At 71.3% G+C, this 26177-nt stretch carries 22 protein-coding genes and 2 tRNA genes; 19 read left to right on the top strand and 5 right to left on the bottom strand.

Annotated elements, in window-relative coordinates:
- Positions 1-72 precede the first annotated feature (72 nt).
- A complete protein-coding gene (locus tag K4B79_RS16905; protein WP_232027412.1) occupies positions 73-1296 on the top strand; it encodes a glycosyltransferase family 2 protein in 1224 nt (407 codons plus the stop codon).
- Positions 1297-1351: 55 nt separating this feature from the next.
- On the opposite strand, the gene K4B79_RS16900 is transcribed toward K4B79_RS16905, so the two are convergent.
- Positions 1352-3358: a CDP-glycerol glycerophosphotransferase family protein gene (locus K4B79_RS16900; protein ID WP_232027411.1), complete on the bottom strand. Its 2007-nt coding sequence runs from the start codon at positions 3356-3358 to the stop codon at positions 1352-1354.
- 424 nt (positions 3359-3782) lie between these two features.
- Between K4B79_RS16900 and proB the strand changes: the two genes are divergently transcribed.
- The 5 genes from proB to K4B79_RS16875 all read left to right on the top strand — a co-directional run bounded on the left by proB (position 3783) and on the right by K4B79_RS16875 (position 9048).
- The gene (gene proB, locus K4B79_RS16895; protein WP_232027613.1) at positions 3783-4889 is read left to right on the top strand and encodes a glutamate 5-kinase; all 1107 of its coding nucleotides are present in this window, start codon (positions 3783-3785) and stop codon (positions 4887-4889) included.
- Between the two features lie 225 nt (positions 4890-5114).
- Positions 5115-5594, top strand: coding sequence for a hypothetical protein (locus K4B79_RS16890; protein WP_232027612.1), 480 nt, complete (start codon positions 5115-5117; stop codon positions 5592-5594).
- A 170-nt stretch (positions 5595-5764) separates the two neighbouring features.
- Positions 5765-7051, top strand: coding sequence for a glutamate-5-semialdehyde dehydrogenase (locus K4B79_RS16885; protein ID WP_232027410.1), 1287 nt, complete (start codon positions 5765-5767; stop codon positions 7049-7051).
- Positions 7052-7200: 149 nt separating this feature from the next.
- On the top strand, positions 7201-7788 hold the full coding sequence (locus K4B79_RS16880) for an SCO2584 family spore wall biosynthesis protein (RefSeq protein ID WP_445276262.1): 588 nt from the start codon (positions 7201-7203) through the stop codon (positions 7786-7788).
- Between the two features lie 99 nt (positions 7789-7887).
- On the top strand, positions 7888-9048 hold the full coding sequence (locus K4B79_RS16875; RefSeq protein WP_232027408.1) for an SCO2583 family membrane protein: 1161 nt from the start codon (positions 7888-7890) through the stop codon (positions 9046-9048).
- 56 nt (positions 9049-9104) lie between these two features.
- On the opposite strand, the gene K4B79_RS16870 is transcribed toward K4B79_RS16875, so the two are convergent.
- On the bottom strand, positions 9105-10211 hold the full coding sequence (locus K4B79_RS16870; protein WP_232027407.1) for a M48 family metallopeptidase: 1107 nt from the start codon (positions 10209-10211) through the stop codon (positions 9105-9107).
- Positions 10212-10344: 133 nt separating this feature from the next.
- Here K4B79_RS16870 and K4B79_RS16865 point away from each other — a divergent pair, with 133 nt between their 5' ends.
- From K4B79_RS16865 to K4B79_RS16835, 7 genes are all read left to right on the top strand, one after another.
- A complete protein-coding gene (locus K4B79_RS16865) occupies positions 10345-10506 on the top strand; it encodes a hypothetical protein (RefSeq protein WP_232027406.1) in 162 nt (53 codons plus the stop codon).
- A 107-nt stretch (positions 10507-10613) separates the two neighbouring features.
- Complete coding sequence (locus K4B79_RS16860; protein ID WP_232027405.1) at positions 10614-10778, top strand: hypothetical protein; 165 nt, start codon at positions 10614-10616, stop codon at positions 10776-10778.
- A gap of 79 nt (positions 10779-10857) precedes the next feature.
- Positions 10858-11568, top strand: a complete 711-nt coding sequence (gene nadD, locus K4B79_RS16855; RefSeq protein WP_232027404.1) for a nicotinate-nucleotide adenylyltransferase — start codon at positions 10858-10860, stop codon at positions 11566-11568.
- Positions 11569-11584: 16 nt separating this feature from the next.
- Positions 11585-13375: an LCP family protein gene (locus tag K4B79_RS16850; RefSeq protein WP_232027403.1), complete on the top strand. Its 1791-nt coding sequence runs from the start codon at positions 11585-11587 to the stop codon at positions 13373-13375.
- Between the two features lie 97 nt (positions 13376-13472).
- Positions 13473-13916 carry a ribosome silencing factor gene (rsfS, locus tag K4B79_RS16845; RefSeq protein ID WP_232027402.1) on the top strand — a complete coding sequence of 148 codons (444 nt, stop codon included), beginning with the start codon at positions 13473-13475 and terminating at the stop codon, positions 13914-13916.
- Positions 13913-14569: a histidine phosphatase family protein gene (locus K4B79_RS16840; protein WP_232027401.1), complete on the top strand. Its 657-nt coding sequence runs from the start codon at positions 13913-13915 to the stop codon at positions 14567-14569. The genes rsfS and K4B79_RS16840 overlap by 4 nt, the downstream gene beginning before the upstream one ends.
- 93 nt (positions 14570-14662) lie before the next feature.
- Positions 14663-14735, top strand: a tRNA-Ala gene (locus K4B79_RS16835).
- 68 nt (positions 14736-14803) lie between these two features.
- On the opposite strand, the gene K4B79_RS16830 is transcribed toward K4B79_RS16835, so the two are convergent.
- Positions 14804-15655, bottom strand: a complete 852-nt coding sequence (locus K4B79_RS16830; RefSeq protein ID WP_232027400.1) for a helix-turn-helix transcriptional regulator — start codon at positions 15653-15655, stop codon at positions 14804-14806.
- Positions 15656-15775: 120 nt separating this feature from the next.
- Here K4B79_RS16830 and K4B79_RS16825 point away from each other — a divergent pair, with 120 nt between their 5' ends.
- From K4B79_RS16825 to K4B79_RS16815, 3 genes are all read left to right on the top strand, one after another.
- On the top strand, positions 15776-17248 hold the full coding sequence (locus K4B79_RS16825; protein ID WP_269463519.1) for an MFS transporter: 1473 nt from the start codon (positions 15776-15778) through the stop codon (positions 17246-17248).
- Positions 17249-17494: 246 nt separating this feature from the next.
- Positions 17495-17728 carry a hypothetical protein gene (locus K4B79_RS16820; protein WP_003976229.1) on the top strand — a complete coding sequence of 78 codons (234 nt, stop codon included), beginning with the start codon at positions 17495-17497 and terminating at the stop codon, positions 17726-17728.
- Between the two features lie 108 nt (positions 17729-17836).
- Positions 17837-17909, top strand: a tRNA-Ala gene (locus K4B79_RS16815).
- 109 nt (positions 17910-18018) lie between these two features.
- Here K4B79_RS16815 and K4B79_RS16810 read toward each other — a convergent pair.
- Both K4B79_RS16810 and K4B79_RS16805 read right to left on the bottom strand, forming a co-directional pair.
- Positions 18019-19629 (bottom strand): NADH-quinone oxidoreductase subunit NuoF family protein, encoded by a 1611-nt coding sequence (locus K4B79_RS16810; RefSeq protein WP_067432542.1) that lies wholly within the window; start codon positions 19627-19629, stop codon positions 18019-18021.
- On the bottom strand, positions 19626-20876 hold the full coding sequence (locus K4B79_RS16805; RefSeq protein WP_232027399.1) for a cytochrome b/b6 domain-containing protein: 1251 nt from the start codon (positions 20874-20876) through the stop codon (positions 19626-19628). Before K4B79_RS16805 ends, K4B79_RS16810 begins: the two co-directional genes overlap by 4 nt.
- A gap of 506 nt (positions 20877-21382) precedes the next feature.
- On the opposite strand from K4B79_RS16805, the gene leuS reads away from it, so the two are divergent.
- The 3 genes from leuS (at position 21383) to K4B79_RS16790 (ending at position 26100) form a co-directional block, all read left to right on the top strand.
- On the top strand, positions 21383-24259 hold the full coding sequence (leuS, locus tag K4B79_RS16800) for a leucine--tRNA ligase (protein ID WP_232027398.1): 2877 nt from the start codon (positions 21383-21385) through the stop codon (positions 24257-24259).
- 177 nt (positions 24260-24436) lie between these two features.
- Entirely contained in the window at positions 24437-25183 is a 747-nt protein-coding gene (locus tag K4B79_RS16795) for a hypothetical protein (RefSeq protein ID WP_232027397.1), read from the top strand.
- A gap of 71 nt (positions 25184-25254) precedes the next feature.
- The gene (locus K4B79_RS16790; RefSeq protein WP_232027396.1) at positions 25255-26100 is read left to right on the top strand and encodes a DegV family protein; all 846 of its coding nucleotides are present in this window, start codon (positions 25255-25257) and stop codon (positions 26098-26100) included.
- The last annotated feature ends 77 nt before the right edge of the window (positions 26101-26177 follow it).

The raw sequence follows: 26177 nt of genomic DNA, 5'->3' as shown, positions 1-26177 counted from the left end.
TTCCGTACTCGGCCGTCTAGCAGCTTGCCGAAGAGGGATTTCGGAGGAAATTCTCCGTGACAAGGGGGCAGAGTGACCGTTGCGCAGCCTGATGTGACCGTGATCATCGGGGCGTACGAAGCGATGCCCTACCTGGTCGAGTGCCTGGCGTCCGTCGAGGCACAGACCCTCGACCCGGCGCGCATCGAGGTCGTCGCGGTCGACGACGGCTCGACGGACGGGACGGGCGAGTACCTGGAGGAGTTCGCGGCCCGCGCCCCCATGCCCGTCACGGTGATCCGCCAGGAGAACTCCGGCGGCCCCAGCGGCCCGCGCAACGTCGGACTCGGCAAGGCCGCCGGGCGGTACGTCTTCTTCCTGGACGCCGACGACCGGCTCGGCCCCGAGGCCCTCGCGCGGATGGTCGCCATGGCCGACGAGAACCGCACGGACGTCGTCCTCGGCAGGGTCGAGGGCGTCAACCGCAAGCCGCCGGGGTCGATGTGGGGCGAGACGCTCCAGCGCACCGACGTCTACTCCTCCAACATCAAGTTCACGCTGAGCGCGCAGAAGCTGTTCCGCCGCGACCTGCTGACCCGGCACCACATGCGGTTCGACGAGTCCCTGTGGACCGGCGAGGACGCGCTGTTCACGATGGAGGCGTATCTGAGGGCGGACGGCGTCTCCGTGATCGCCGACTACACCTGCTACTACCTGGTCGGCCGCGAGGACGGCAAGCACGTGACGCGGACCGGGGGCTACGTCCTGCGGTTCGACTCCGCCCGCGCCCTGATGACCCTCCTCGCGGAGATGCTCCCGCCGGGTCCCAAGCGGGACGTGCTGATGGTCCGCCCGTTCCTCGTCACGCTGCTTCCCCAGTTCGGGCCGCCGTTCCTCAAGGACAGCGAAGAGGTCCGGCGGCACAAGCTCGAACTGGCCAAGCCCCTCATGGACGCCTACTGGAACGCGGACGTGGCCCGGCGGCTCCGGGTCAACGAGCGCCTGCGGCTGCACCTGCTGGCCACCGGGCGGCCCGACCTCCTCCTGGAGGTCGTGGAGTTCCTCCGGGCCAGGAAGGAGGCACCGGCCGTCCTGGAGAAGAAGGGCCGCCGCCTCTACCTGGACTACCCGCGCTTCCGGGACGCCGAGGCCGGGATCCCCGACGCGGTCTACCGCGCCGAACCCCGCGAGGCCCGCGCCTTCCCCGGCTACCGGGAGGGCCAGGTCGAGATCTTCCTCCGCCGCGCAGGCCGCAAGGCCCGCCGGATGCTGTCCACCCGGGCGAACACACCGGGCGGGCGGGCCGCGGCGGCCTGACGGCGGCCTTCCCGGCCGGACCGAGTGGGGCGGTGGCCCGGTCCGGCCGTTCTCCTCAAGCGGATGTGGCGGGAGCCGTTTCCCTGCGCTGAGCGGGCAGCTCCGCCGCCGCCCGGTCCGCCATCCGCGCCCGGTGCTCCCGCGCCGACGCGCACAGGGCCTGTACGGCACGGTCGAAGCGCACCTGGGACACGGGCTCGTCGGGACCGAGCAGGTGCCGCTTCAACTCGGCCCGCGCGCCCGCGAGTTCGTCCCGCTCGGGATGCCGTACCGCGGCCAGCAGCTCCGGCACCCCGGCCGCGTCCGGTGCCAGGACGTACGCCGCACCCGCCGTGGGGAAGGCCGAGCGGAACGCCTCCTCGGACAGGCCGCTGGTGTTGGCCACCGCATACGGCTTGCCGCTCGCCAGGAAGTCGCTGACCACGCTCGACACGTCACTGACCAGCAGGTCGGCCTGGTTGAAGCAGGAGTACAGCGCGGGCCGGACGTCGGTGACGATCTGGTGCTCGGACGCGGGCAGCGCGGCCCAGTACGCCTCCTCCCAGGCCGCCGTGGCCCGCGCCACCGCCGCCGCCCGCCCCGGCTCGGGCACGCCCTGGAGCAGCATCCGCTCGGTCTGGTCCGCCGAGGCCCGGAAGGTGGCCGTGGTGAGCCGGTCCAACTCGCGTGTGAGGCGGTCGAGTTCGGCGTCCGGCGCGGTCCGCTTCGGCGCCCGCTCCTCACGGTTCGCCGCCCGGATCAGCTCCCGGATCCTCCGGTCGGCGGCCCCCGCCCGCGCGTCCACCGACCCGGTCAGCGGATGCGGCTTGTACAGCAGCCGGACCCCGGGGTCGGCGAGCAGCGCCCGTACGAGGTTCTCGCCGGCCTCGATCACCGACGTGTTCCCGGGGTTGCCGTCCCAGCCCTCCCAGGTCGGCGCGTACAGCACCGTCGTACGGTCACCGGCCGGCGGGCCCGCGTACGGCCGTACGGCGTCCAGCTGCGGGCGGCCGATCTCCACCACGTCCTTGTCCTCGACGCCCACCTCGGCCGTCGCGTACCGCTCGCGCGCCGCGGGACCGGCCACCCACACCTCGTCGTAGGCCTTCGCGTACGGGTTGCACGAGGAGAGCTTGTCGCTCTCGCCGTGGTTGACGAAGGTGTGCTTCAGCGTGGGGATGCGCAGGACCTGGGAGGTCTTGCCGGAGTTCGACGGGTGGACCAGGACCTCGAGCGAGGACTGTTCCAGACGCATCAGGGTGGACACCTTCGGCAGGCAGACGATCGGTACGTCCGTCGCCGCGATCTTCTGCACCATGAACCGCTCGCGCAGCACGATCAGGGGCCGGCCCTGGAGCCCCGCCAGCGGCTCCAGCCACATGTTCGCCTGGTACGCCGAGGACGCCCCGCCGGAGAAGTACAGCCCGACGGTGGGCCGGTACTCCGCCAGCCACGCGTCGAACCAGTCGAGGACCTCCTGCTCGCCCGCCGGACGGCGGCTCGGCAGCAGCCGCAGGAGGAGGTCGTACAGGCCCTTCAGGGCGAGCCCGAGCGAGACGGCGATGCCGAAGGCCGCGCCGACGGGCTCGCCGGTGGCCGCCGTGGCCAGCAGACCGGCGGTCGAGGGCAGGCCGAAGGCCAGCAGCCGGGGGCCGGGGCGGCGCAGCAGCGCGGGCGGGGCGGGGGACAGGCGCAGCGCGGAGGCGTCGATGTTCCGGGTGACCACCGGCAGCGTGCGGGTGCGGCGGACCAGGACGGACGCCGCCTGGATCGCGCAGTGCAGCGCGTAGAACGCGAGCAGACCGGCGACGAGGGGGGCGTAGGCGGTCTCCCGGTCCTGCTCGCCGACCCGCAGCAGCCCGACGACGAGCAGCAGGTCCCGCAGCACGTGCCGCACGGTGAGGTCCGCCTGCGACTTGGCGAACAACGACACCACGCCCCGCTGCCACCGGTACAGGACGCCCTCGGCGGCCAGCGAGACGGCCGTGGCGGCGAGCAGCAGCGGAATGTGCGGCCGCAGCGCCGCGACGGTCTGCGCGACGAACGCGCCCGCGAGCACGGCGACGACGAGCGCCCTGACCACGGTCTGGGGGCGGGGCAGAGGTACGGCGGGCGGCCGGAGGCGGAAGGTTTTCTCACGGGCGGGCCTGGTGCGGAGGGGTTTCGTACGGGGGGTTTTGGTGCGGGGAGACTTCGCACGGGGGGTTTTGGTACGAGGGGATTTCGTACGGGCGGTCTCGGTGCGGAGGGTTTGCGCGGGGGGCCGTCGGCGGGGGAGGCGTCTGAGCACTGCGGTCACTCCAAGGTCGTCGCAAGACGGACGATCGGGTTAACGCGCGCCGACCTCCGGACGACACGCGCGTGTCCCGGACCTCCGGGTGAGCGCGGGGTGACATGGCGTGTCCGGGGGATGGACCGGTGCGCACCACCCGGCCCCCTTCGCGTAAATTGCCGGTCAGCCGATGTGCGAGGGGACGGAAAGCAACGTGGCAGGGGCAAGGCAGGCCGTGAACTCGGCTCGCAGGATCGTCGTCAAGGTGGGTTCCTCGTCGCTGACCACCGCCTCCGGCGGTCTGGACGCCGACCGGGTCGACGCGCTCGTCGACGTCCTCGCCAAGAGCCGCAGCGGGGGAGAGAAGGAGATCGTCCTGGTCTCCTCCGGCGCCATCGCGGCCGGACTCGCCCCGCTGGGACTGCGCCGCCGCCCCAAGGACCTGGCCCGCCAGCAGGCCGCCGCCAGCGTCGGCCAGGGCCTGCTCGTGGCCCGCTACACCGCCTCCTTCGCCCGCTACGGCGTCCGCGTCGGCCAGGTGCTGCTGACCAGCGACGACATGAGCCGCCGCGCCCACCACCGCAACGCCTCGCGCACCCTCGACAAGCTGCTGGCCATGGGCGCCCTGCCGATCGTCAACGAGAACGACACCGTCGCCACCGACGAGATCCGCTTCGGCGACAACGACCGCCTCGCGGCCCTGGTGGCCCACCTGGTCCACGCCGACCTGCTCGTCCTGCTGTCCGACGTGGACGGCGTCTACGACGGCGACCCCAGCAAGCCGGGGACCTCGCGGATCGCGGAGGTGCGCGGGCAGGCCGAACTGGCGGGCGTGGACATCGGCAGCACGGGGAAGGCGGGCGTCGGCACCGGGGGCATGGTCACCAAGGTCGAGGCCGCCCGGATCGCGGCCGCCGCCGGCATCCCCGTCGTGCTCACCAGCGCGATCCACGCCACCGACGCGCTGTCCGGCGGCGACACCGGCACCTACTTCCACCCCGCCGACAAGCGCTCCGCCGACCGCATGCTGTGGCTCCAGCACGCCTCCACCCCGCAGGGCTCCCTGACCCTGGACGACGGTGCCGTGCAGGCGGTCGTGCAGCGCCGCAAGTCGCTGCTGCCGGCCGGGATCGCCTCCGTGGAGGGCGAGTTCACCGCGGGCGACCCGGTCGAGCTGCGGGACGGCGAGGGGCGCGCGGTGGCCCGCGGGCTGGTCAACTTCGACGCCAAGGAGATCCCCCGGCTGATCGGCCGCTCCACCCGGGAGCTGGCCCGCGAGCTCGGTCCCGCGTACGAGCGCGAGGTCGTGCACCGCGACGATCTGGTGATCCTGCACCCCTGACGGCCTGGGCCGGACCGCGGCCGGTGCGTGTGACACCCGAAAACGGGGTGAACGACCTGACAAGAGCGTCGCCCTGAGGTGGACGTTCCGCAAAACCGCCCCGCGAGCCCGTGCGGCCTGCTCCACTTTGTCTCAGGGACAGTCTCGGGGACATGTTCCGCAGGACACGACCACGACCGGGCTGTGCGGCTCGGTCATCGCGTAAAGGAGGCCGTCGTGAGGCGAGTGCGCCCTGGGGCAGGGGCAGCGGCGTCCCGCGGTGGTGCCGGCGGCGCCTCGGGCGCGGCCGCGCGCGCGGTCGGCGAGGGGCGTGCCCTGACGAGCGTGGCGGCCGGCGACCGTTTCGAGGGCGAGCCCGAGGACCTCCCGCGCCTGTGGCACGTCACGCTCAGCGTCTCCGGCGAGGAGGCCCCGCTGAAGGAGGTCCGGCGCGCCCTCGAACAGCTCGCCCACGACCACCCCTTTCTCCTGACCAGCAGATACGCCAACGACCACGCCGAGATCCGGTACTGGGAGGAGGCCCGCGACCTGCACGACGCGGCCGCCGTCGCCCTGCGGCTGTGGGGCGAGCACCGGCAGACCGCGGGGCTCCCGCCCTGGGAGATCGTTGGCCTGGAGGTCATCGACCGCCAGACGTATCACCAGCGCATCTCCGAGGGATACGGTCCCGCGCCGGCGTCACCGGTGGGCGTCCATCCCTTCTAGTGCGCCTGAACCGGCGTCGCTCTCGCGGACCTGGTTGCGCGCCGTTGGGGTTCCTCAATTGATGGCTGCGGTGCGTGGGGGGCAAAAGAGGGCGAGTGGCGCCTATCGGTTCCGTCTCGGGGTGTGGAATGACCGGTGGGTCCGTGAGCGGGGCGCACTACGCTTCCCTCATGACCACGCTTTCGCCGTACGACTCCATGTCCCCGGTCACCCAGGCCGCCTACCGTGCCAAGGCCGCCGCCGCCGACCTCGCCCCGCTGCCGCGGGCCGAGAAGGACGACGCGCTGCTCGCCATCGCGGACGCGCTGGAGGTCCGTACGAGCGAGATCGTCGAGGCGAACGCCAAGGACATCGCCAAGGCCCGCGAGGCCGGCACCAGCGAGTCGATCGTCGACCGGCTCACGCTCACCCCCGAGCGGGTGCGCGCGATCGCCTCCGACGTGCGGGACGTCGTCGCGCTGCCCGACCCGGTCGGCGAGGTGGTGCGCGGCTCGACCCTGCCCAACGGCATCGACCTGCGTCAGGTCCGCGTCCCGCTCGGAGTGGTCGGCATTGTCTACGAGGCCCGCCCGAACGTGACCGTGGACGCCGCCGCCCTGTGCCTGAAGTCCGGCAACGCGGTCCTGCTGCGCGGCTCGGCCTCCGCCTACGAGTCCAACACCGCCCTCGTACGGGTCCTGCGCGACGCCGTCGGCGGTGCCGGGCTGCCCGCCGACGCCGTTCAGCTGGTGCCCGGCGAGAGCCGCGAGAGCGTGCGCGAGCTGATGCGCGCCCGGGGCCTGGTCGACGTGCTCATCCCGCGCGGTGGTGCCTCGCTGATCCGGACGGTGGTCTCCGAATCCATCGTCCCGGTGATCGAGACCGGCACCGGCAACTGCCACGTCTACGTCGACGCGCACGCCGACCTCGACATGGCGATCGACATCCTGATCAACTCCAAGGCCCAGCGGGTCAGCGTCTGCAACTCCGCCGAGACCCTCCTGGTCCACCAGGACATCGCCCCCGAGTTCCTGCCGCGTGCCCTGGACGCCCTCGCGGAGGCGGGCGTGACCGTCCACGCCGACGAGCGCGTGATGGCCTACGCCAAGGACTCCAAGGCGACCCTCGTGGAGGCCACGGCCGAGGACTGGGAGACCGAGTACCTCTCCTACGACATCGCCGCCGCCGTCGTGGACTCGCTGGACAGGGCCGTCGAGCACATCCGGCTGTGGACCTCCGGGCACACCGAGGCCATCGTCACCACCTCCCAGCAGGCCGCACGCCGGTTCACCCAGCTGGTCGACTCCACGACGGTCGCCGTGAACGCCTCCACCCGCTTCACCGACGGCGGCCAGTTCGGCTTCGGCGCGGAGATCGGCATCTCGACGCAGAAGCTGCACGCGCGCGGCCCGATGGGCCTGCCGGAGCTGACGAGCACCAAGTACATCGTCACCGGCGACGGTCACGTACGGCGCTGACGCCCGACGGACAGGGGGCGCGCGGCCTGGGCATATGCGCTGGGCACGCGCCCGGGCGCGGTGTCCGTGCCGCACGAGAGCTGTCTCACACGGCAGATGAATTTCCATACCGTCTGCCCAAATTGACCCCCCAGGTCTACTCTGGATCCGTGCCGGAGGACGTGGGGGGCACGCCGTTCCCTGACGGCTGGGAGCCCGACGACGACCACGACCGCGGGGTGTCGGACGAAGAGTTCGCCTCCGTGGTCTTCGACGAGGCCTTCGTACGGGCGGCCGTGGTGCACGAGCCGACCGCCGTGGAACGCCTCCTGGCCGCCGCCCAGGCGAGAGCCGAGGCCTCCGAGGCCGAGGCCGCCCGCCGCGCCCACGGCAGGGGCGAGCGCTACGACGACGGCTTCGGCTCCGACGACCCCGGAGGTTTCGGCCATGATCCGGACCTCGACGACCCGGACGACACCGAGGACCCTCAGGCATGGGAACGCCGCTACGGCGCCTCCGGGACGTACGGCAAACAGGTCCGCTGGCACCGCCCCGTCGCCTGGCTGCTCGCCCTGCTGATGGGGATCGGCATGGTCGCGCTGGCCTTCGCGGCGGTCTACCGCAGCGCCTCCTCCGGCGGCCGGGACCAGCCGCTGCCGCCCGCCTCGACCGAGATGGAGCAGGGCACCTCGGCGACGCCCTCCGCGTCCGCGGACTACTCCCAGCCGGCCGTGTCCGCGGTCCCGCGCACGCCCTGACACCGCCCGGCGGGATGTGGCCGGTCCTGGTGAGAACCTGTCAGAACTTGTCGCACAGCGGGGCGTTTACCCGAGCCCTCCGCGACCTACTCTGAAGATATGGGAGGGCCTGGAGACCCACCTGAGGGGACACCCGAGGGCGGCCCCGGAGGTGGTGACGACGAGTACCGATCCGTCGTCTTCGACGAGTCGTTCGTCCGTGCTGCCCGCCTCCAGGAGTTCTCCGCGCAGGAGCGCATCACCGACCACGCGCCCGCCGTACGGCGTCGCCAGCCCGTGCGCCGCGGACTGTCCCGGCAGGCGCTGATCCTGGTCGTCCTCATCGCCGTGGCCTTCGGTACCGCGATCTACATGGGCGTACGGCACCCCTACCAGACCCCCACGGCCCAGCCGACCGTCGAGCCCGCGCGGATGACCGTCATCCCGCTCGCCCCCCAGGGCAGGGTGCCCGGCCACACCGATCCCGAGTACCTGTACGCGCACAGCCCCGCCGCGCAGTACCGCATCGGCGCCGAGGGCATCCCGCTGCCCGCCTCCCGGCGTACCGCGCACTTCTCGGACGGCCAGGTGGTGGACGCCCTGATGACCGCCAAGGACTACATCGTGCGGTCCTCGCTCGATCCGGGGGTCCTCACCGGCGGGCAGGTCCGGCCGGTGCGGGTGCTGCTCGACGCCGACCAACTCGACCAGTTCGACGAGAGCTTCGACCGTCCCGCCGCCGACGGACGGCACGCGCCCACCGGATGGCTCGTCCGCTTCGACCCGGCCGCCCTGGAACTCGCCGACGACAGGATCCGCGTCCAGGGCACCCTCCAGGCCGCCGAGACCGACGCGTCCACGCTGGAGGTCACGGCGGACCACACGTTCGTGTACGCGCTGCGGCCGGTGGGGAAGGCGGGGGCGGCGGGGGCGGCGGGGCCGACAGAGCCGACAGGGGCGGCGGGGGCGGCGGGGGCGGCAGAGGACAAGGCCGGTGACCGGGCCCGGGCCGAGGCCGAGGTGTCGCTGTTCACCGTCCGGCGCGAGCTGCACTTCCGCTTCGACCGGGACGACCTGCGCCTGCACACCGCCCAGCTCGTCGTCTCCTACGTCCAGGCCGGGCCGCTGTCCTGCGCCGAGGACTCCGCGAACCGCCTGCACCCGCTGCTGGCCGGCCAGACCGCCAAGGCGGGCGGGCCGGCCGGCACGGATCCGTACGCGACGGGCAGTGCGACGGCGCTGTGCGGGTCGCTGGCGATCAGCGCGCAGCCGAAGGTGTAGCCCGAGTCGATCAGTCCGGTGTCCGGTTGATCAGCCTGGCCGGTGAGCCCGTTCGGTCAGTTCCGGTCGCGGTCGTCCGGGGTGGTGTCCGTCGGCGGCTCGTCCTCGCGCGGCGGTGCCGCGTTGCCGAAGCCGCCGAAGCCGCGCCGGACCCGGCCGCCCAGGTCACCGGCCCCGCCGGCGATGTCGCTGACCAGCTTCATCAGCGGGTCCTTGGAGGTCTTGACGTGCGTGGCGTAGTGGGAGGCCGACTCGCGGAAGGAGTCCGTGACCGAGGTCTCCTTGTCCTCGCTGCGCCGCGGGTAGTGGCCGTCCATGATCCGCTGGAAGTCGCGGGACTCCGACCACTTCTTCAGCTCGGCGGCCCGGATGGTGGTGAAGGGGTGGGAGCGCGGCAGCACGTTCAGGATCTTCAGCACGGAGTCGCGCAGGTCGCCGCCGGCCTCGTACTCCTCGGCCTGCTTCAGGAAGGAGTCCACGTTCATCTCGTGCAGGTGGTTGCCGCCGGCGAGCTTCATCAGCCCGCGCATCGAGGCCGTGAGGTCCTGGCCGACCAGGAGGCCCGCACGGTCCGCGGACAGCTCCGACTTGCGGAACCACTCGCGCAGCGCGGTCACGATCGCCATGATCGCGAGGTTGCCGAGCGGGATCCAGGCCACCCGCAGGGCCAGGCTGGTCAGGAACAGCAGGATGGTCCGGTAGACGGAGTGGCCGGACAGCGCGTGCCCCACCTCGTGGCCGACGACCGCCCGCATCTCCTCCTCGTCGAGCAGCTCGACGAGTCCCGTGGTCACGACGATGATCGGCTCGTCCAGACCGATGCACATCGCGTTGGGCTGAGGGTCCTGGTTGACGTACATCGGCGGGACCTTCTCCAGGTCCAGGATGTAACAGGCGTCCCGCAGCATGTCGTTGAGGTGCGCGAACTGCTGGTCCGAGACACGCACCGAGTCGGACAGGAACAGCAGCCGCAGACTGCGCTCCGGCAGCAGACCGCTGAGCGCCTTGAAGACCGTGTCGAAACCGCTCAGCTTCCGCAGCGCCACCAGGGCGGAGCGGTCGGCCGGGTGCTCGTACGCGCGCGAGGAGATCCCGGGGAAACGCCTGCGCTGCCTGCTCGGTACGTTCTCGTGCCCGTTCTGCTGGTGGCCGTCGTCGGACATGTGATCCCCCATGCGCGTGTGAGTGGCCCTTTGACCTTTGCAGACCCTTGTGCGGTCCTTTGCGCCCCCGAAGCAGAGCCCAGCCTAGGCGGAGATACCGTGGACGGGCACTACAGCGAAGGAGTTCCACGCCATGGAGCACAGTCCCGCAGCCGCCTGGCTCACCGAGGCCGCGAGCGCCGCCGAGCGGCAAGGGCCGGGGAATCTGCTCCGGATCGTCCTGGTCGTGATGGTGCTGGGCTGTGTGCTCACCGCGTGGTTCCTGCTGCGGGGGTACAAGCGGAAGGACGACTGAGGCGACGGGAAGGTTCCCGATGGCGGAGTCGGCGTGATCGCCGCGCAGGCTCCCGATTACCATGGGCCGACATCTTTTCCCGCCCTCACCGATAGGTCCCGCAGAAGATGAGCCTTCACAGCGCCGCCACCCAGCTGGTCACCCTCGCAGCCGAGGGCGAGGAGCACGGCGGCAACCACGAGAGCCTGAACCCGGCGGTCGTCGGCGGTGCCGCCTTCGTCATCCTGATGCTTCTGCTGTGGATCACCACCCGCTTCAACCGCGACCGCTGAGTCACCCCCTGCCCGTACCGGGGCGCTCCGGGCGTCCGGCGGCCGGGGCCCTCAGGCCGGGCCGGTAGGGTCTGCACGCATGGGAGAGCAGGACATGCCTACCGGTCCGGCGAACGACACGCCTGAGGACGCGGCGAGCGACACGCGGGACCGCCCGCCGGCCGGGCGGACCGACGGTCCCGGAAACGGCCCGTCGAGCCCCGGCAAGCGCCGTCTCGGCGTCATGGGCGGAACGTTCGACCCGATCCACCACGGGCACCTGGTGGCGGCCAGCGAGGTCGCCGCGCAGTTCCACCTGGACGAGGTGGTGTTCGTCCCCACCGGCCAGCCGTGGCAGAAGACCCACCGCGCGGTCTCCGCGGCCGAGGACCGCTATCTGATGACGGTCATCGCGACCGCCGAGAACCCGCAGTTCTCCGTCAGCCGCATCGACATCGACCGCGGCGGCCCGACCTACACGACGGACACCCTGCGCGACCTCAAGGCGCTCAACCCCGACACCGACCTCTTCTTCATCACCGGCGCGGACGCCCTCGGCCAGATCCTGACCTGGCGGGACGCGGAAGAGCTGTTCTCCCTCGCGCACTTCATCGGGGTCACCCGGCCTGGCCACGTCCTGTCCGACCCCGGCCTCCCGGAGGGCGGCGTCTCGCTCGTCGAGGTCCCCGCTCTCGCCATCTCCTCCACCGACTGCCGTGCGAGAGTCGCCAAGGGCGACCCCGTCTGGTATCTGGTGCCGGACGGAGTCGTGCGCTACATCGACAAGCGCGAGCTGTACCGCGGCGAGTGAGCCGAGAGGGGCACCGGTGAACGACCGATACGACGCGGGACACGGCGGCGACCAGGGCGACCAGTACGAGGGCGGCCAGTACGAGATCGTCGGCTACGACGAGTACGGCCGGCCCGTGTACCAGCAGGTCCAGCACCGCCAGGCCCAGCAGCACCAGCAGCCCGCTCCTCAGCCGTACGACCCGTACGCGCAGCAGCAGGGGTACGGCTACGACCCGTACGCCGCCGGCGGTCAGCAGCAGACGCCGGCCTACGACCCGTACGGCACCGGCCGGCAGGCGCCTGTGCCGCCCTATGACGCCTACGGCAACGCCACTCAGCAGGGCGGCGCGCCCGGGACGGCGTACGACCCCTACGGCCGGGCCGCCGCGAGCGGTCAGCAGCCCCGTGTCGCCGAGCAGACCGCCTACATCCCGCAGCAGGGCGGCCCCACGGCGGAGCCGGAGGCCCCGGCCCAGCAGGAGCGTCCCCGGGGCGCCGAGGACCCGTACGCCGAACTGGGCCGGGACCAGTCGGCCGACGGCGAACGCGAGTACCGCACCGAGCAGTTCGCCTTCGTCGAGGACCCGGACGCCGACTCCGAGGACGTCATCGACTGGCTGAACTTCACCGAGAACCGCACCGAGCGCCGCGAGGAGGCCAAGCGCCGCGCCCGCAGCCGGCTCGTCGCCCTCGTCGTGGTCCTGGCGCTGGTCGCGGTCGGCGGCGTCGGCTACCTCTGGTACGCCGGGAAGCTGCCCGGCCTGTCGTCCAGCGACGAGAAGACCGGCACCGCGACGGCCGCGGGTGCCCAGAACCGTGACGTGATCGTCGTCCACCTGCACAACACCAAGGGGGGCGGCACCTCCACGGCGCTGCTCGTGGACAACACCACGACCAAGCGGGGCACCACCGTCCTGCTGCCCAACTCCCTCGTCGTGACCGACGACGACGGCACCACGACCACGCTGGCCAAGTCCGTCGACGAGGACGGCTCCTCCGGCACCGTCGACTCGCTCGACACCGTCCTCGGCACCGACATCGAGGGCACCTGGCGCCTGGACACCCCCTACCTCCAGAACCTGGTCGACCTCGTCGGCAACATCAACGTCGACACCAACATCGACGTGCCCGACCCGGCCGCCAAGAAGAAGGGCGAGGCGCCCCTGGTGAGCAAGGGCAAGGACCAGACCCTCAGCGGCAAGATGGCCGTCGCCTACGCCACCTACCGCGCCTCCGGCGAGGCCCAGGACGCCCAGCTGGAGCGGTTCGGCCAGGTCATGCAGGGCGTGCTGCGCAAGCTGTCCTCCGACGCCCAGGGCGCGACCGTCACCGTCCAGACGCTCGGCCAGATCATCGAGCCGCCGCTCACCGACAAGGACCTGGGCACCTTCCTGGCCAAGCTCGCCGACCTCGCCAAGGGCGGCGACTACAAGACCGCGCTGCTGCCCGTCCAGGCCGACGGCACCCTCAGCGCGTCGGCCAGCGAGAGCGTGGTCAAGGACGTCCTCGGCGGTGCCGCGAAGAGCCCCGACAAGGACGCGGCCGTCAGCGTCTCCGTCCAGAACGCCACCGGCGTCAGGGACAACACCGAGAAGACCCGCGTGGTCCTCCTCAACGGCGGTTTCACCTTCCTCGACGGCGGCACGGCCTCGGCGTCCCGGGCCACCTCCAAGGTCCTCTACGCGGACGCGGCCGAGAAGCAGAACGCCACCGAGGTCGCCAAGACCCTGGGCCTGCCCGACGGCGCGGTGTCCAAGGGCAGCGTCTCCGCCAACGCCGATGTCGCCGTGATCCTCGGCCAGGACTACAAGCCGTCGTCCTCCTGACCGGGGCGGCACCCCACGTGCGACGACAAACGCGTGGGGTGCCCTCGGCGGTCGTGAGACCCTTGAGGTCACGTGACCGCCGACCGAAAGCCTTGTAGTGACCGCGACTGACCGCTCCCTGGAACTCATCACCACCGCCGCGCAGGCGGCCTCCGACAAGCTCGCGCACGACGTGATCGCCTACGACGTCAGCGATGTGCTGTCGATCACGGACGCCTTCCTGCTCGCCTCCGCCCCCAACGACCGCCAGGTCAAGTCGATCGTCGACGAGATCGAGGAGCGGCTCTCCAAGGAGCTCGGCGCCAAGCCGGTGCGCCGCGAGGGCGACCGCGACGCCCGCTGGATCCTCCTCGACTACGTCGACATCGTCGTCCACGTCCAGCACAGCGAGGAGCGCGTCTTCTACGCCCTGGAGCGGCTGTGGAAGGACTGCCCTGAGATCGAGCTCCCGGCCGACGCCAAGGCCACCCGGGGCAAGGCCGAGGAGCACGCCAAGCTGGCGGCCGAGGAGGATGCCACCGAGTTCGGGGAGCTGCGGTGAGCACCTTCACCGGGCCCGGAAGGGGCCGCCGAGTCATCCTCTGGCGTCATGGCCAGACCTCGTGGAACGTGGAGCGCCGCTTCCAGGGCACCACGGACGTCGAGCTCACCGCGACCGGCGTCTCCCAGGCCCGCCGCGCCGCCCGGCTGCTCGCCTCCCTGGAGCCCGACGCGATCATCGCCTCCGACCTGAAGCGGGCCGCGAACACGGCCGCCGAGCTCGCCGCGCTCACCGGCCTGGAGGTGACCCACGACGAGGGCCTGCGCGAGACCTACGCGGGCGTCTGGCAGGGGCTGACCCACGAGGAGATCATCGCCCGCCACGGCGAGGAGTACGCCGCGTGGAAGCGCGGCGAGCCGGTCCGCCGGGGCGGCGGCGAACTGGAGTCGGAGGTCGCCGACCGCGCCGCTCCCGTCGTGGTCCGGCACGCCGAGAAGCTGCCCGAGGAGGGCACGCTCGTCGTGGTCAGCCACGGCGGCACGATCCGCACCACGATCGGACGGCTCCTCGGTCTGGACGCCCACCACTGGGAGAGCCTCGGCGGTCTCTCCAACTGCTGCTGGTCCGTGCTCGGCCAGGGCGCCCGCGGCTGGCGCCTGCTGGAGCACAACGCCGGCACCCTCCCGGAACCGGTGCTCGGCGACGACGACTGAGCGGCCTCACGGCCCGGCGGAGCCGGATTTCACTTTCCGGCAGGTCGCAGGCTAAAGTTCTTCTTGTTCGCCCGCCGAGCGGGAAGAACGCGCGGGGCTATAGCTCAGTTGGTAGAGCGCCTGCATGGCATGCAGGAGGTCAGGAGTTCAATTCTCCTTAGCTCCACAGATCGACACTCTGTCGGGTTGTCACTCTGTTGAGTTGTCAAAGATCGGTGATGAAGATCCCGTCCCTCAAGGGGCGGGATTTTCTGTTCCCCGGGAGCCCAACAGGGCCGTGCGCCGTGCGGTTTCCTCGTCCTCCGGTGTGTAGACCACGATCCGGCACTCCGGCATTCCGTTGATCGACAGGGACAGCGACGTCATGTGCAGCTCGCCCAGCTCCGCGTGCCGGAAGCCCTTCACCCGCCGCCCGGGCTCGGCCACGTCGCCGCTCTCCCACAGCCGCGCGAACAGCGGGCTCGCCGCCGACAGCCCGCGTATGAAGCCCTCCCAGGCCGGCTCCCCGGCATGCACGCCGTAGGCCGCGCGCAAAGTCGCCACCATCACCGGCAGCTCCGTGTCCCGGAACATCAGGGGACAGTCCTCCTCGGGCACCGCGAACAACTCCCACAGGGCGTTGGGAAGGCCCTCGGACGGTGACACCCCGGCGAGGAACAGGGCCCGGTAGACGGAGTTGGCGGCCAGGATGTCGTACCGCGAGGTGTAGACCACGGCCGGACGTGGCACGAGGGCGTCGAGGATGCCCTGGATCTCCGGGCCCACGGCGCGCGTGAGGGCCTCGGGGGCGGCGGCGTACGGGACTTCGGCGAGGTGGTACAGGTGCTCGCGCTCCGGCGCGTCGAGCCGGAGGGTGCGCGCGACCGCGTCCAGCACCTGCGCGGAGGCGTTGATCGGCCGTCCCTGCTCCAGCCACGTGTACCAAGTGACCCCCACACCGGAGAGCTGGGCGACCTCCTCGCGGCGCAGCCCCGGCGTGCGGCGCCGCAGGCCCGGCGGCATCCCCACGTCCCGCGGAGTCACCCGGGCCCGCCTGCTGCGCAGGAACGCGGCCAGCTCGGGCCGCCGTCGCTGTGTCGTCGTCATCGTCACGTCCCCCTCGTCACGACCATCCTCGGTACCCGGCCCGTCCCCTGCCAGGTGCTGTCAGTACCAGCATCGACGGGCTCTCGGCACCCGTACCGGGGCGTCGTCAGGCTCGACGGCATGACGACACCATCCCGGACGGAACCGGGTCCCGCGCCCGTTCCACATCCTGCGACCAGTAAAGCGTCCACCACTGACAACGGGTCCCGGCCGCTGCTCGCGCTCGTCCTCGCCGCCCAGTTCATGGCGCTGCTCGACGTGTTCATCGTGAACGTCGCGGCACCCACCATCGGCGCCGACCTGCACGCGTCCGGCGGCGAACTCCAGCTGGTGATCGCCGGATATGCCATCACCTACTCCGTGCTGCTGATCACCGGCGCCCGCCTCGGCGCCCGGTTCGGCCACGGCCGGATCCACCTCGCCGGGCTCGCGCTGTTCACGGCGGCCTCGCTCGCCTGCGGTCTCGCGCAGGGCGCCACCGAACTGATCGTGTTCCGCCTGGTGCAGGGAGCGGGATCGGCGGTGATGATCCCGCAGGTGCTCAGCCTGATCCAGCGCCACTTCACCGCGGAGGCCAGGACGAAGGCGCTCGGTGCCTACGCGGCGGTCCTCGCCGTCGGCGCCGCCGCCGGTCAGGTCGCCGGCGGGATCCTGGTCGATGCCGATCTGTTCGGTACCGGGTGGCGGCCGGTCTTCCTCGTCAACGTGCCGGTGGGCGTCGTCCTGTTGGCCGTCGGCGGCCGTGTCCTGCCGCGCGGGGACCGGACGGCGCGGCGGCCGCCGGCGCGCGGGCTGGATCTGCCCGGCCTGGTGCTGCTCGGGGTGTCCGTGTCGCTGGTCACGGTGCCGCTGGTGCTCGGCCAGGACGAGGGCTGGCCGCTGTGGTCCTGGCTGTCGCTGGCCGCGGGCGCGCTGCTGTTCGGGGTGTTCTGCGGGTACGAGTCCCGGCTCGCCCGGCGCGGCGGCGCCCCGCTGATCGCGCCGGGCGTGCTGCGCCGGCCGGGCATGGGCCTCGCCGTCTTCCGGGTGCTGGCCGTCATGGCCGTCAACGGCGGCTTCCTGTTCGCGCTCACCCTGCACGTCCAGGGCGGCCTCGGCTACAGCGCGCTGCGGGCCGGTCTCACCTTCGCGCCGACCGCGATCGTCTTCGGCCTGGTCGGTCTGACCTGGCGCTCCTGGCCCGCCTCCTGGCAGCGTGCCCTGACCCCGGCCGGGTTCGTGATCACCGCGCTGGCCGTCCTGGGCGTCGGACTGGCGCTGCGGGGCGGCGGCGAGGGCGGTGTGCCGTTGTACGTGGCGTACGCCGGTGTGGGTGTCGGGCTCGCGCTCGCCTTCAGTCCGACGCTCACCCGGGCGCTGGCGACGGTGCCGCCCGAGCACGCGGCGGACGCCAGTGGTCTGCTCGCCACGGTCACGCAGCTCGGCCAGCTGATCGGGGTCGCGGTGTTCGGCACACTGTTCTTGAACCGGCTTGAGTCACTCGGGGCCTCCGGGGCGTATACCTCTGCGGAGGCGCTTTCGGTGTGCGTGTTCGCGCTGGCCGGGACGGCCGCGGTGGGTGCCGTGTCCGGACTGGTACTGAGGCGTCGCTGACCGTATTGGCCCGGCCGTGGCAGAATCAAACGGCCGGAAGGGGGCGCGGCCCGACGGGAGGGAGCGGTGATGCCTGCGAGCATCCTCAGGGAGGTCGGCCACCTCCTTGAAGCAGCGTCGACACGGGACACGGTCACCCGCCTCACCTGCCCTTCCTGCGGTTCTCTCCACGTTGCCCAAGTCCTCGGCGACAACGGCGGGATCTCCTACGTGTGCACGGCCTGCGGCCACAGCTGGAGCTGATCGATGGGTGCACACAGGCGAAAGTGCGATTGGTGCGGCAGCGGTACGCCCATCGTCCGGGACATGGAACCGGTCAATCCGGACTACCAGTACTGGTGCGAGGAGTGTGCGCGGGCGCTGATCATAAAAGGCGACCCGATCGAGACGTACCGCGAGCTGGAGGGGGAGCCGATCTACGGCCGGCTTCTCGAAGAACACTGCACGCTCAAACGGTTCTACTCGTTCGTCACCGCGTAAGCGGGCGTAAGCGATTAAATACGGACAGAGCGGAAACGATTTGGTGCTCTCCCCGGTGGCCCGGTAAAGTTGGCGTCGCCGCCGGGGAAACCGGAAGGAACACGGCACGGGGCTATAGCTCAGTTGGTAGAGCGCCTGCATGGCATGCAGGAGGTCAGGAGTTCAATTCTCCTTAGCTCCACAGAAATCGAAGGCGGGTCATCCGAGAGGATGGCCCGCCTTCTGCGTTGCCTTGTGCGTTGAGGAGATGCGCGCCGGGGGGCGGGCCTGGAGCCCGCCCCTCCGGGTGCTCAGCGGCCCAGGGCGCGGCGGCCGCGGCCCTGGGAGAGGACCGGCAGGTTGTTGCGCGACGGTGCCCGCTCCGTCTGGTCCTCGATGCGCAGGGCGAGCGCGGGGCAACGGCGCACCGCGCGCAGGGCCTTGGCCTCCGCGTAGCGCGGCACCTGGGCCTGCGCGACGGTCGGGAAGCCGTCGGCGCCGAGCTCGAAGACCTCCGGGAGGATGTCCGCGCACAGGCCGTGGCCCCGGCAGAGCGTCCAGTCGACGTAGATCTTCTGGCGGCTGGGACCGTTCTCCTCGGACTCCGCGCCGCCGGGGATGCCCGTCGGGGCCCTGCCGCCCTCGAAGAGCGGCAGAACGCCCTCCACGGGACGCCCGCAGCCGTTGCCGAGCACATGTGCGGCGAGGTCGTCCGTGAACGCCTTGATGGTCGATTCCAGGAACATCGCGGAGCCGTCGGGGTGCGAGCAGGCGCCGCGCCGCTTCACGTTCTTCGCGACCTGCTTGAGGGCCTCCAGGGCGGCCGGACCGCCGCCGTTGATGATGTCCTCCATGCCGCGCGCGGCGGCCGGCAGACCGAGGTAGCAGGGGCCGCACTGACCCGCGCTCTCCTCGGCCAGCCACTGCGCCACGCGCAGCGACTCGCCCAGCGGGCAGGTCTCCTGAGTGATCGGCAGGATCGCGCCGGCGCCGAGCGCGCCGCCCACCGCGTCCAGGGAGTTGCGGGAGACGATCGCCTCGTTGACCGTCGCCGCGTCGATCCACTTGCCGTGGTAGCCGCCGGTCAGCACCCCCTGCGGGACCGGCGGGGCACCGGCGAGCTGGAGGACGTAGCGCAGCGGCACGCCCGTGGGGACCTCGATCACCATCGGGCGGGCCACCGCGCCGGAGACGGTGAGCATGACGGTGCCCGGCTCGTCGTACAGACCGGTGTTGCCGTAGCGCTCCGGGCCGATGCGGGCGGCGATCGCGAGCTGGGCGAAGGTCTCGGCGTTCGACAGCAGGGTGGGGGCGCCGCCGACGCCGTTCTGCGAGGCGCTGACCTTGCGGCCGGGCGGGATCGCCGGGCCGCCGTCGATGGAGCGGATCAGCGACGCGGCGGCGCCGGTGACCATGCGGACCGGATTGCGCTGCACGCGTGCGCGTAGAGCGGATCGGCGGCCGTTGCTGAGGCCGCGTTCGGCGAGCGCGGCCTCCATGGAGCGCTGCGTCGACTCCCGGGTGACCCCCACCACGAGCGTGCGGGCACCCAGGGCCTCGGCGCACAGCAGCGCGCCGTCCAGGATGAGGTGCGGGGCACGGTTGATGAGCACCGTGTCCTTGCGGCAGGCCGGTTCGTCCTCACTGCCGTTGACGACGACGACCGGCCGTACGCCGCGTTTGATCGCCGCCTCGGCGACCGAGCGCAGCTTCTTGTGGAAGGGGAAGCCCGCGCCGCCGCGGCCCTTGAGGTTGATGCGTTCGGAGAGCTGCGCGAGCTGCTCTCCGCCCATGGGTTCGAGCGGCCCGTGCACCTTCAGGTGCATGGGCAGGTCAAGTCTCTCGACAAGGTCGAAGCCCGACGTGAGCTGGGGAAGCCCGACGACGCGGACTTCCGGGACGTCGGGCAGGGCCTCGTTCACCTATAGCCTCCGGAAGGCGTGTTCCAAGGTTCGCCCGAACCCGGGGAGTCGAAGTCGTACGACTGACCGGGCGATGGTTCAGTGGCGGGACCGCTGTTGTACGTGTCGTTCGGGTTGTACGTGCCGTAGAGGGTGTTTGTCTCACCGGTGTCGTACACGTCACTGCCGTCGTAGCCGTTCGCCGGCTGACTGCCGTAGGCCGGGATGTTGTAACCGGTGTCCTGGAGCGGGTCGTAGGCGGACGGGGGCGCCTCGCCGACCGGCGGCGGGGACGGGATCGGCCAGCTGCCCGAGGTGCTGCCGCCGTTGTCCATGCGCGGGATGGCCTCGGTGGGCTGCATGTCCATCGGCAGGTCCATACGGGCGGTCTGGTCGGCGTAGGGCTGCTGCGCGCGCGGTGTCGAGACGGCCCGGTAGGCGGCCGCGAAGCCGTTCGCGGGTTCCGGCGCCGCGAGGGGAGCGTCGTACGAGGGCACCCGGGGCTGGGAGCCGGTCGAGCGCTGCTTCTCGTAGCCCGGGAGCTGCCTCTCGCCCGGTGCCTGCCTCTCGTAGCCCGGCAGCCCCGACTCGGCGATCCTGGCGCGGCTCTCCTCCAGGCCCTCACGGCCCGAACGCTCCTCGCTGCCCAGGAAGGCGGAGATCCGGTCGGCGACCCGGCGCTTGAACGGGCGCGGGGCCGCGCGCAGGGCGAGGGCCGCGGTGACGCCGAGCACCGCCAGGCCGTACAGGATCACGAAGATCGGCTTGGCCGCGCGACCCGCGTAGAGACCGTGGATCAGCGCGGCGCACCAGGCCGGGTAGGCCAGCATGTGCATGGCCCGCCAGCGGGCCGCCACCGGGGCGGGGGAGGCGAACCGGCTGCGCAGCGCGCCGGTGACGCCCACGAAGATCATCAGCAGGCCGGCCAGCGAACCGAGGCCGATCAGGCCCTCGGTGCCGGTGACACCGAGTGAGAACGGGATCAGCGCGGCGATCAGCGACGTGTGGTCCAGCGCGATCTTGGTGGTGATGTGCAGCAGCAGGAACGCAATCGAGGCGACGGCGGTCGTCCGGTGCACCGCCTGCCCGATGATCCGTTGGCGGGTGTTCAGGAAGATCCGGTCCTGGGCGACCAGGCCCCAGATCACCGAACAACTGAGCGAAACGAGCGACAGGACGCCCGCGCCGAAGTTCAGGAAGTCACGGAACCTGTCACCTCCCACCAGCACGGACACGGGTATGAGGAGCAGGAAGACAGCCGACGCCACCCCATAGGCCGACCGGCCTGACGGGGAGGGCGAGCTGTTACTACGACGAGGGTTCATGGGGGCAACTCCGAGCAGTTTCGGGAAAGCGGTCCCGCTGCCGCACTCTAAGTGGCGCCATACCGATGGGTACGAGGTTTGAGTTATTGCGCTGTTATCAAACGACAATGAGGCCGTTGTGATGTCCCTTAGTGGCTGTTACGCCGGGTAATCATTGACCTCGGTTCAGCTCCTGTCGGGCTCGGGCGGTGGTGACTCGACATCGGTGGCGAGGCGGCACCCGGTGCCAAGAGGGCATACGTAAGCGCGTCGCGTCCTGCTCAACGGCTGCGGTACCCTAACGCCATGCGTGCCGTACGCCTTCTGCTTAGCGGGCCGCGCTGATCAGTCCCGACCGCCGGTGAACGGCAGGTCGGCATCGGCGCGGCGTCCCCTCCTGTGCGAGGGGATTTTTCGTTTCCCGAGTGTCACAGCCGCTGGCAGAGACGATCGATGGAGCTTTGAGGATCATGAGCGAGACGAATTCCGCTGCCGCCGAGGTGGCCGCGCCGCACCGCTACACGGCTGCCGTGGCGGCCGACATCGAGGCACGCTGGCAGGACTTCTGGGACGCCGAGGGCACCTACGCGGCGCCGAACCCCAAGGGTGACCTGGCGGGCGACCCCGAGCTGGCCGCCCGGCCCAAGAAGTTCATCATGGACATGTTCCCGTACCCCTCCGGCGCGGGCCTGCACGTCGGCCACCCCCTGGGCTACATCGCCACCGACGTCTTCGCCCGCCACCAGCGGATGACCGGCCACAACGTCCTGCACACCCTGGGCTTCGACGCCTTCGGCCTGCCCGCCGAGCAGCACGCCGTGCAGACCGGCGAGCACCCTCGGATCACCACCGAGGCCGCCATCAACAACATGAAGTCCCAGCTGCGCCGCCTGGGTCTGGGCCACGACAAGCGCCGGTCGTTCGCCACGATCGACCCGGAGTACTACAAGTGGACCCAGTGGATCTTCCTGCAGATCTTCAACTCCTGGTACGACGTCGAGGCGGACCGGGCCCGTCCGATCGCCGAACTGGTCGCCCTGTTCGAGACCGGTGAGCGCCCCGTACCGGGGCACACGCGCGCGTGGCACGAGCTGACCGCCGCCGAGCGCGCCGACGTCCTGGGCGAGTTCCGCCTGGCGTACGCCTCGGACGCGCCGGTCAACTGGTGCCCCGGACTGGGTACCGTGCTGGCCAACGAGGAGGTCACCGCCGACGGCCGCTCCGAGCGCGGCAACTTCCCCGTCTTCAAGGCCAAGCTGCGCCAGTGGAACATGCGCATCACCGCCTACGCCGACCGGCTGCTGGACGACCTGGAGGAGCTGGACTGGCCCGAGGCCATCAAGCTGCAGCAGCGCAACTGGATCGGCCGCTCCGAGGGCGCCCGCGTCGACTTCCCGATCGACGGCGAGCGCATCACCGTCTTCACCACCCGCCCGGACACCCTGTTCGGCGCCACCTACATGGTGCTGGCGCCCGAGCACCCGCTGGTCGAGAAGTTCACCCCGGCCGCCTGGCCCGAGGGCACCCACGACGTGTGGACCGGCGGTCACGCGACCCCCGGGGAGGCCGTCGCCGCCTATCGCGCCCAGGCCGCCTCCAAGTCCGACGTCGAGCGGCAGGCCGAGGCCAAGGACAAGACCGGCGTCTTCATCGGCGCGTACGCCACCAACCCGGTCAACGGCGAGCAGGTCCCCGTCTTCATCGCCGACTACGTCCTGATGGGCTACGGCACCGGGGCGATCATGGCCGTCCCGGCGCACGACACGCGTGACTTCGCGTTCGCGCGCGCCTTCGAGCTGCCGATCCGCTGCGTGGTCGAGCCCACCGACGCCCGTGGCACCGACACCTCGGAGTGGGACGACGCCTTCGTGTCGTACGACGCGAAGATCGTGAACTCCTCCGCCGAGGAGGTCTCCCTGGACGGCCTGGGCGTCGTAGACGCCAAGGCGCGCGTCACCGAGTGGCTGGAGCGCGAGGGCGTCGGCGAGGGCACCGTCAACTTCCGCCTGCGCGACTGGCTGTTCAGCCGCCAGCGCTACTGGGGCGAGCCCTTCCCGATCGTCTACGACGAGGACGGCATCGCCCACGCGCTGCCCGAGTCGATGCTGCCTCTGGAGCTGCCCGAGGTCGAGGACTACTCGCCGCGCACCTTCGAGCCGGACGACGCCGACACCCAGCCCGAGACGCCCCTGTCGCGCAACGAGGACTGGGTCAACGTCACCCTGGACCTGGGCGACGGCCGTGGTCCGCGCAAGTACCGGCGTGAGACCAACACCATGCCCAACTGGGCCGGTTCCTGCTGGTACGAACTGCGCTACCTGGACCCGCACAACAGCGAGAAGCTGGTCGATCCGGAGATCGAGCAGTACTGGATGGGCCCGCGCGAGGGGCAGCCGCACGGCGGCGTCGACCTGTACGTCGGCGGCGCCGAGCACGCCGTGCTGCACCTGCTGTACGCCCGCTTCTGGTCCAAGGTCCTGTTCGACCTGGGGCACGTCTCCTCCGCGGAGCCGTTCCACAAGCTGTTCAACCAGGGCATGATCCAGGCCTACGTCTACCGCGACAGCCGTGGCATCGCGGTGCCGGCCGCCGAGGTGGAGGAGCGCGACGGCGCCTATTACTACCAGGGCGAGCAGGTCTCCCGGCTGCTGGGCAAGATGGGCAAGTCCCTGAAGAACGCGGTCACTCCGGACGAGATCGCCGCCGAGTACGGCGCGGACACGCTGCGCCTGTACGAGATGGCGATGGGCCCGCTGGACGTCTCCCGGCCGTGGGACACGCGCGCGGTGGTCGGCCAGTTCCGGCTGCTGCAGCGGCTGTGGCGCAACGTCGTCGACGAGGCCACCGGCGAGGTCACGGTGGTGGACGCGGAGCCCGACGAGGACACGCTGCGAGCCCTGCACAAGGCCATCGACGGGGTGCGCCAGGACCTGGAGGGCCTGCGGTTCAACACCGCCATCGCCAAGGTCACCGAGCTGAACAACCATCTGACCAAGGCGGGCGGCGCGGTGCCGCGCTCGGTCGCCGAGCCGCTGGTCCTGCTGATCGCGCCGCTGGCCCCGCACATCGCCGAGGAGCTGTGGCGCAAGCTGGGCCACACCGACTCGGTGGTCCACCAGGACTTCCCGGTCGCCGACCCGGCCTACGTCGTGGACGAGACCGTGACCTGCGTCGTGCAGATCAAGGGCAAGGTCAAGGCCCGCCTGGAGGTCCCGCCGTCCATCTCCGAGGACGAGCTGGAGAAGGTCGCGCTGGCCGACGAGAAGGTCGTGGCGGCGCTGGACGGTGCGGGTATCCGCAAGGTGATCGTGCGGGCGCCGAAGCTGGTGAACATCGTTCCGGCGTGAGCACGGTTCTGGGTCCTCCCACGTCGTCGTAGGCGCCGGGAGCACGGCCGGGGCGGGTGTCTCGGGGTGGTCCCCTACGGGCAGGTTCGGGGTTCTGGTGGAACTCCGGGCCTGCCCTTTGCGTTTACCGTGGAAGAGCGGCGCGGAACGTGCCGTGACCGGTTCGAGGAGGAGTTCGTGGAAGCAGTGATCGCCATAGTCACCCTGCTCTTCGTGCTCCTGGTGGTGCTCGGCGCCTACGCCACGGTGAAGGCGGTCGGCGCCGCCAAGCGCGGGGTGGACCGCACCATCACCCAGGCCCGCCGCACCGTCGAGGACCACACACTGCGCGCCAAGTCCTTCGCCCAGCTCGGTCCGGCGGGCGAGATCGCCCAGCTGCGGCTGAAGCTGCGCACCTCGATGCGCGCCACCCAGGACGCGCTGCACGCGGGCGTGGCCGAGGACGAGTCCCTCAAGGAGTCCCTCGGGCTCTTCGAGCGCCTCAGCGCCCACGGACACGAGCTGGACGCCGAACTGCGCCGCCTGGAGTCCGAGCCCGACCGCGCCACCCTCACGGAGCGGCTGCCCGGCCTGCGCGAGCGCACCGAGCGCATCACCAAGTCGGCGGACTCGCTGCGCTGGGCGGCCCGCGACCGGGCCCGCCGGTTCGCCGAGGACGATCTGGACTCCCTGAGCACGCAGATCGACATGGAGGCGGGAGCACTGCGGCACTGGACGACCACGGAATCGACGGCCACCACGCCGCCGCCCCCGTGGCCGGAGGCCCCCGCCGCCGACGGAGCCACGGTCACGGACCGGCAGATCTGGCCGGAGGCGACCGAGTCCCGTCCGGCGGGAGAACCCACGCGGCCGGCCATCACCCCGCCGAGCGCGCGACCCACCTATCCCTGGCAGAAGAAGCCCCGCCCCGAGAGCACGACGTGATCCGGACACAGGTGCCCGGGTGAGAGGGGCCGGGCTGCCGCCCGGACGCTACGCCAGGTAACCTCCAGCTCATGTCCCGCCATGTCGCGATCGTCACGGATTCAACGGCCTACCTGCCGCAGCGGACGATGGAGCTCCACGGGATCACGGCGGTGCCGCTGACGGTGGTCCTCGGCGACCAGGCGCTCGACGAGGGCACCGAGATCTCGACCCGTTCGCTGGCCCAGGCGCTTCAGAAGCGACGGCCCGTCACCACCTCGCGGCCCAGTCCGCAACTGTTCGCGGAAACCTATCGCAAGGTCGCCGAGGCGGGCGCCACCGGCATCGTCTCCCTGCATCTGTCCGCCGAACTCTCCGGCACCCACGACGCGGCGGTCGTGGCGGCGCGCGAGGCGCCGGTGCCGGTACGGGTGGTGGACACCGGGATGGTCGCGATGGCCCTGGGCTTCTGCGCCCTCGCGGCGGCCGAGGCGGCGGAGTCGGGCGGCACGGTGGACGAGGCCGTCACGGCGGCGGAGAAACGGGCCGCGGGGACCTCCGCCTACTTCTACGTCGACACCCTCGACTTTCTGCGCCGCGGTGGCCGGATCGGCGCCGCGCAGGCCCTGTTCGGCTCCGCGCTCGCCGTGAAACCGCTGCTGCAACTCGACGGCGGTCGGATCGAGCCGCTGGAGAAGGTGCGGACGGCCTCGAAGGCCATCGCCCGGCTTGAGGAGATCGTGGCCGATCGGGCGGGCAGCGCGCAGGTCGACATCGCTGTCCACCATCTCGCGGCCCCGGAGCGGGCGTCGGCCCTGGCGGACCGGTTGCGGGCGCGGGTGCCGGGTCTGGCCGATCTGCATGTGAGCGAGGTGGGGGCGGTGATCGGGGCGCATACCGGGCCCGGATTGCTGGGGGTTGTGGTCTCGCCGCGGTGAGGTCGGGGGTCGATGGTTTCGGTGACTCATCCAAGGCCACGCGGCTTTTCACCCAGCTCGATCACTCGTGAGGGTGA

This window comes from Streptomyces lincolnensis, assembly GCF_021173675.1.
Lineage (GTDB): Bacteria > Actinomycetota > Actinomycetes > Streptomycetales > Streptomycetaceae > Streptomyces > Streptomyces lincolnensis_B.
This window is presented reverse-complemented; position numbering and strand designations above follow the sequence as displayed.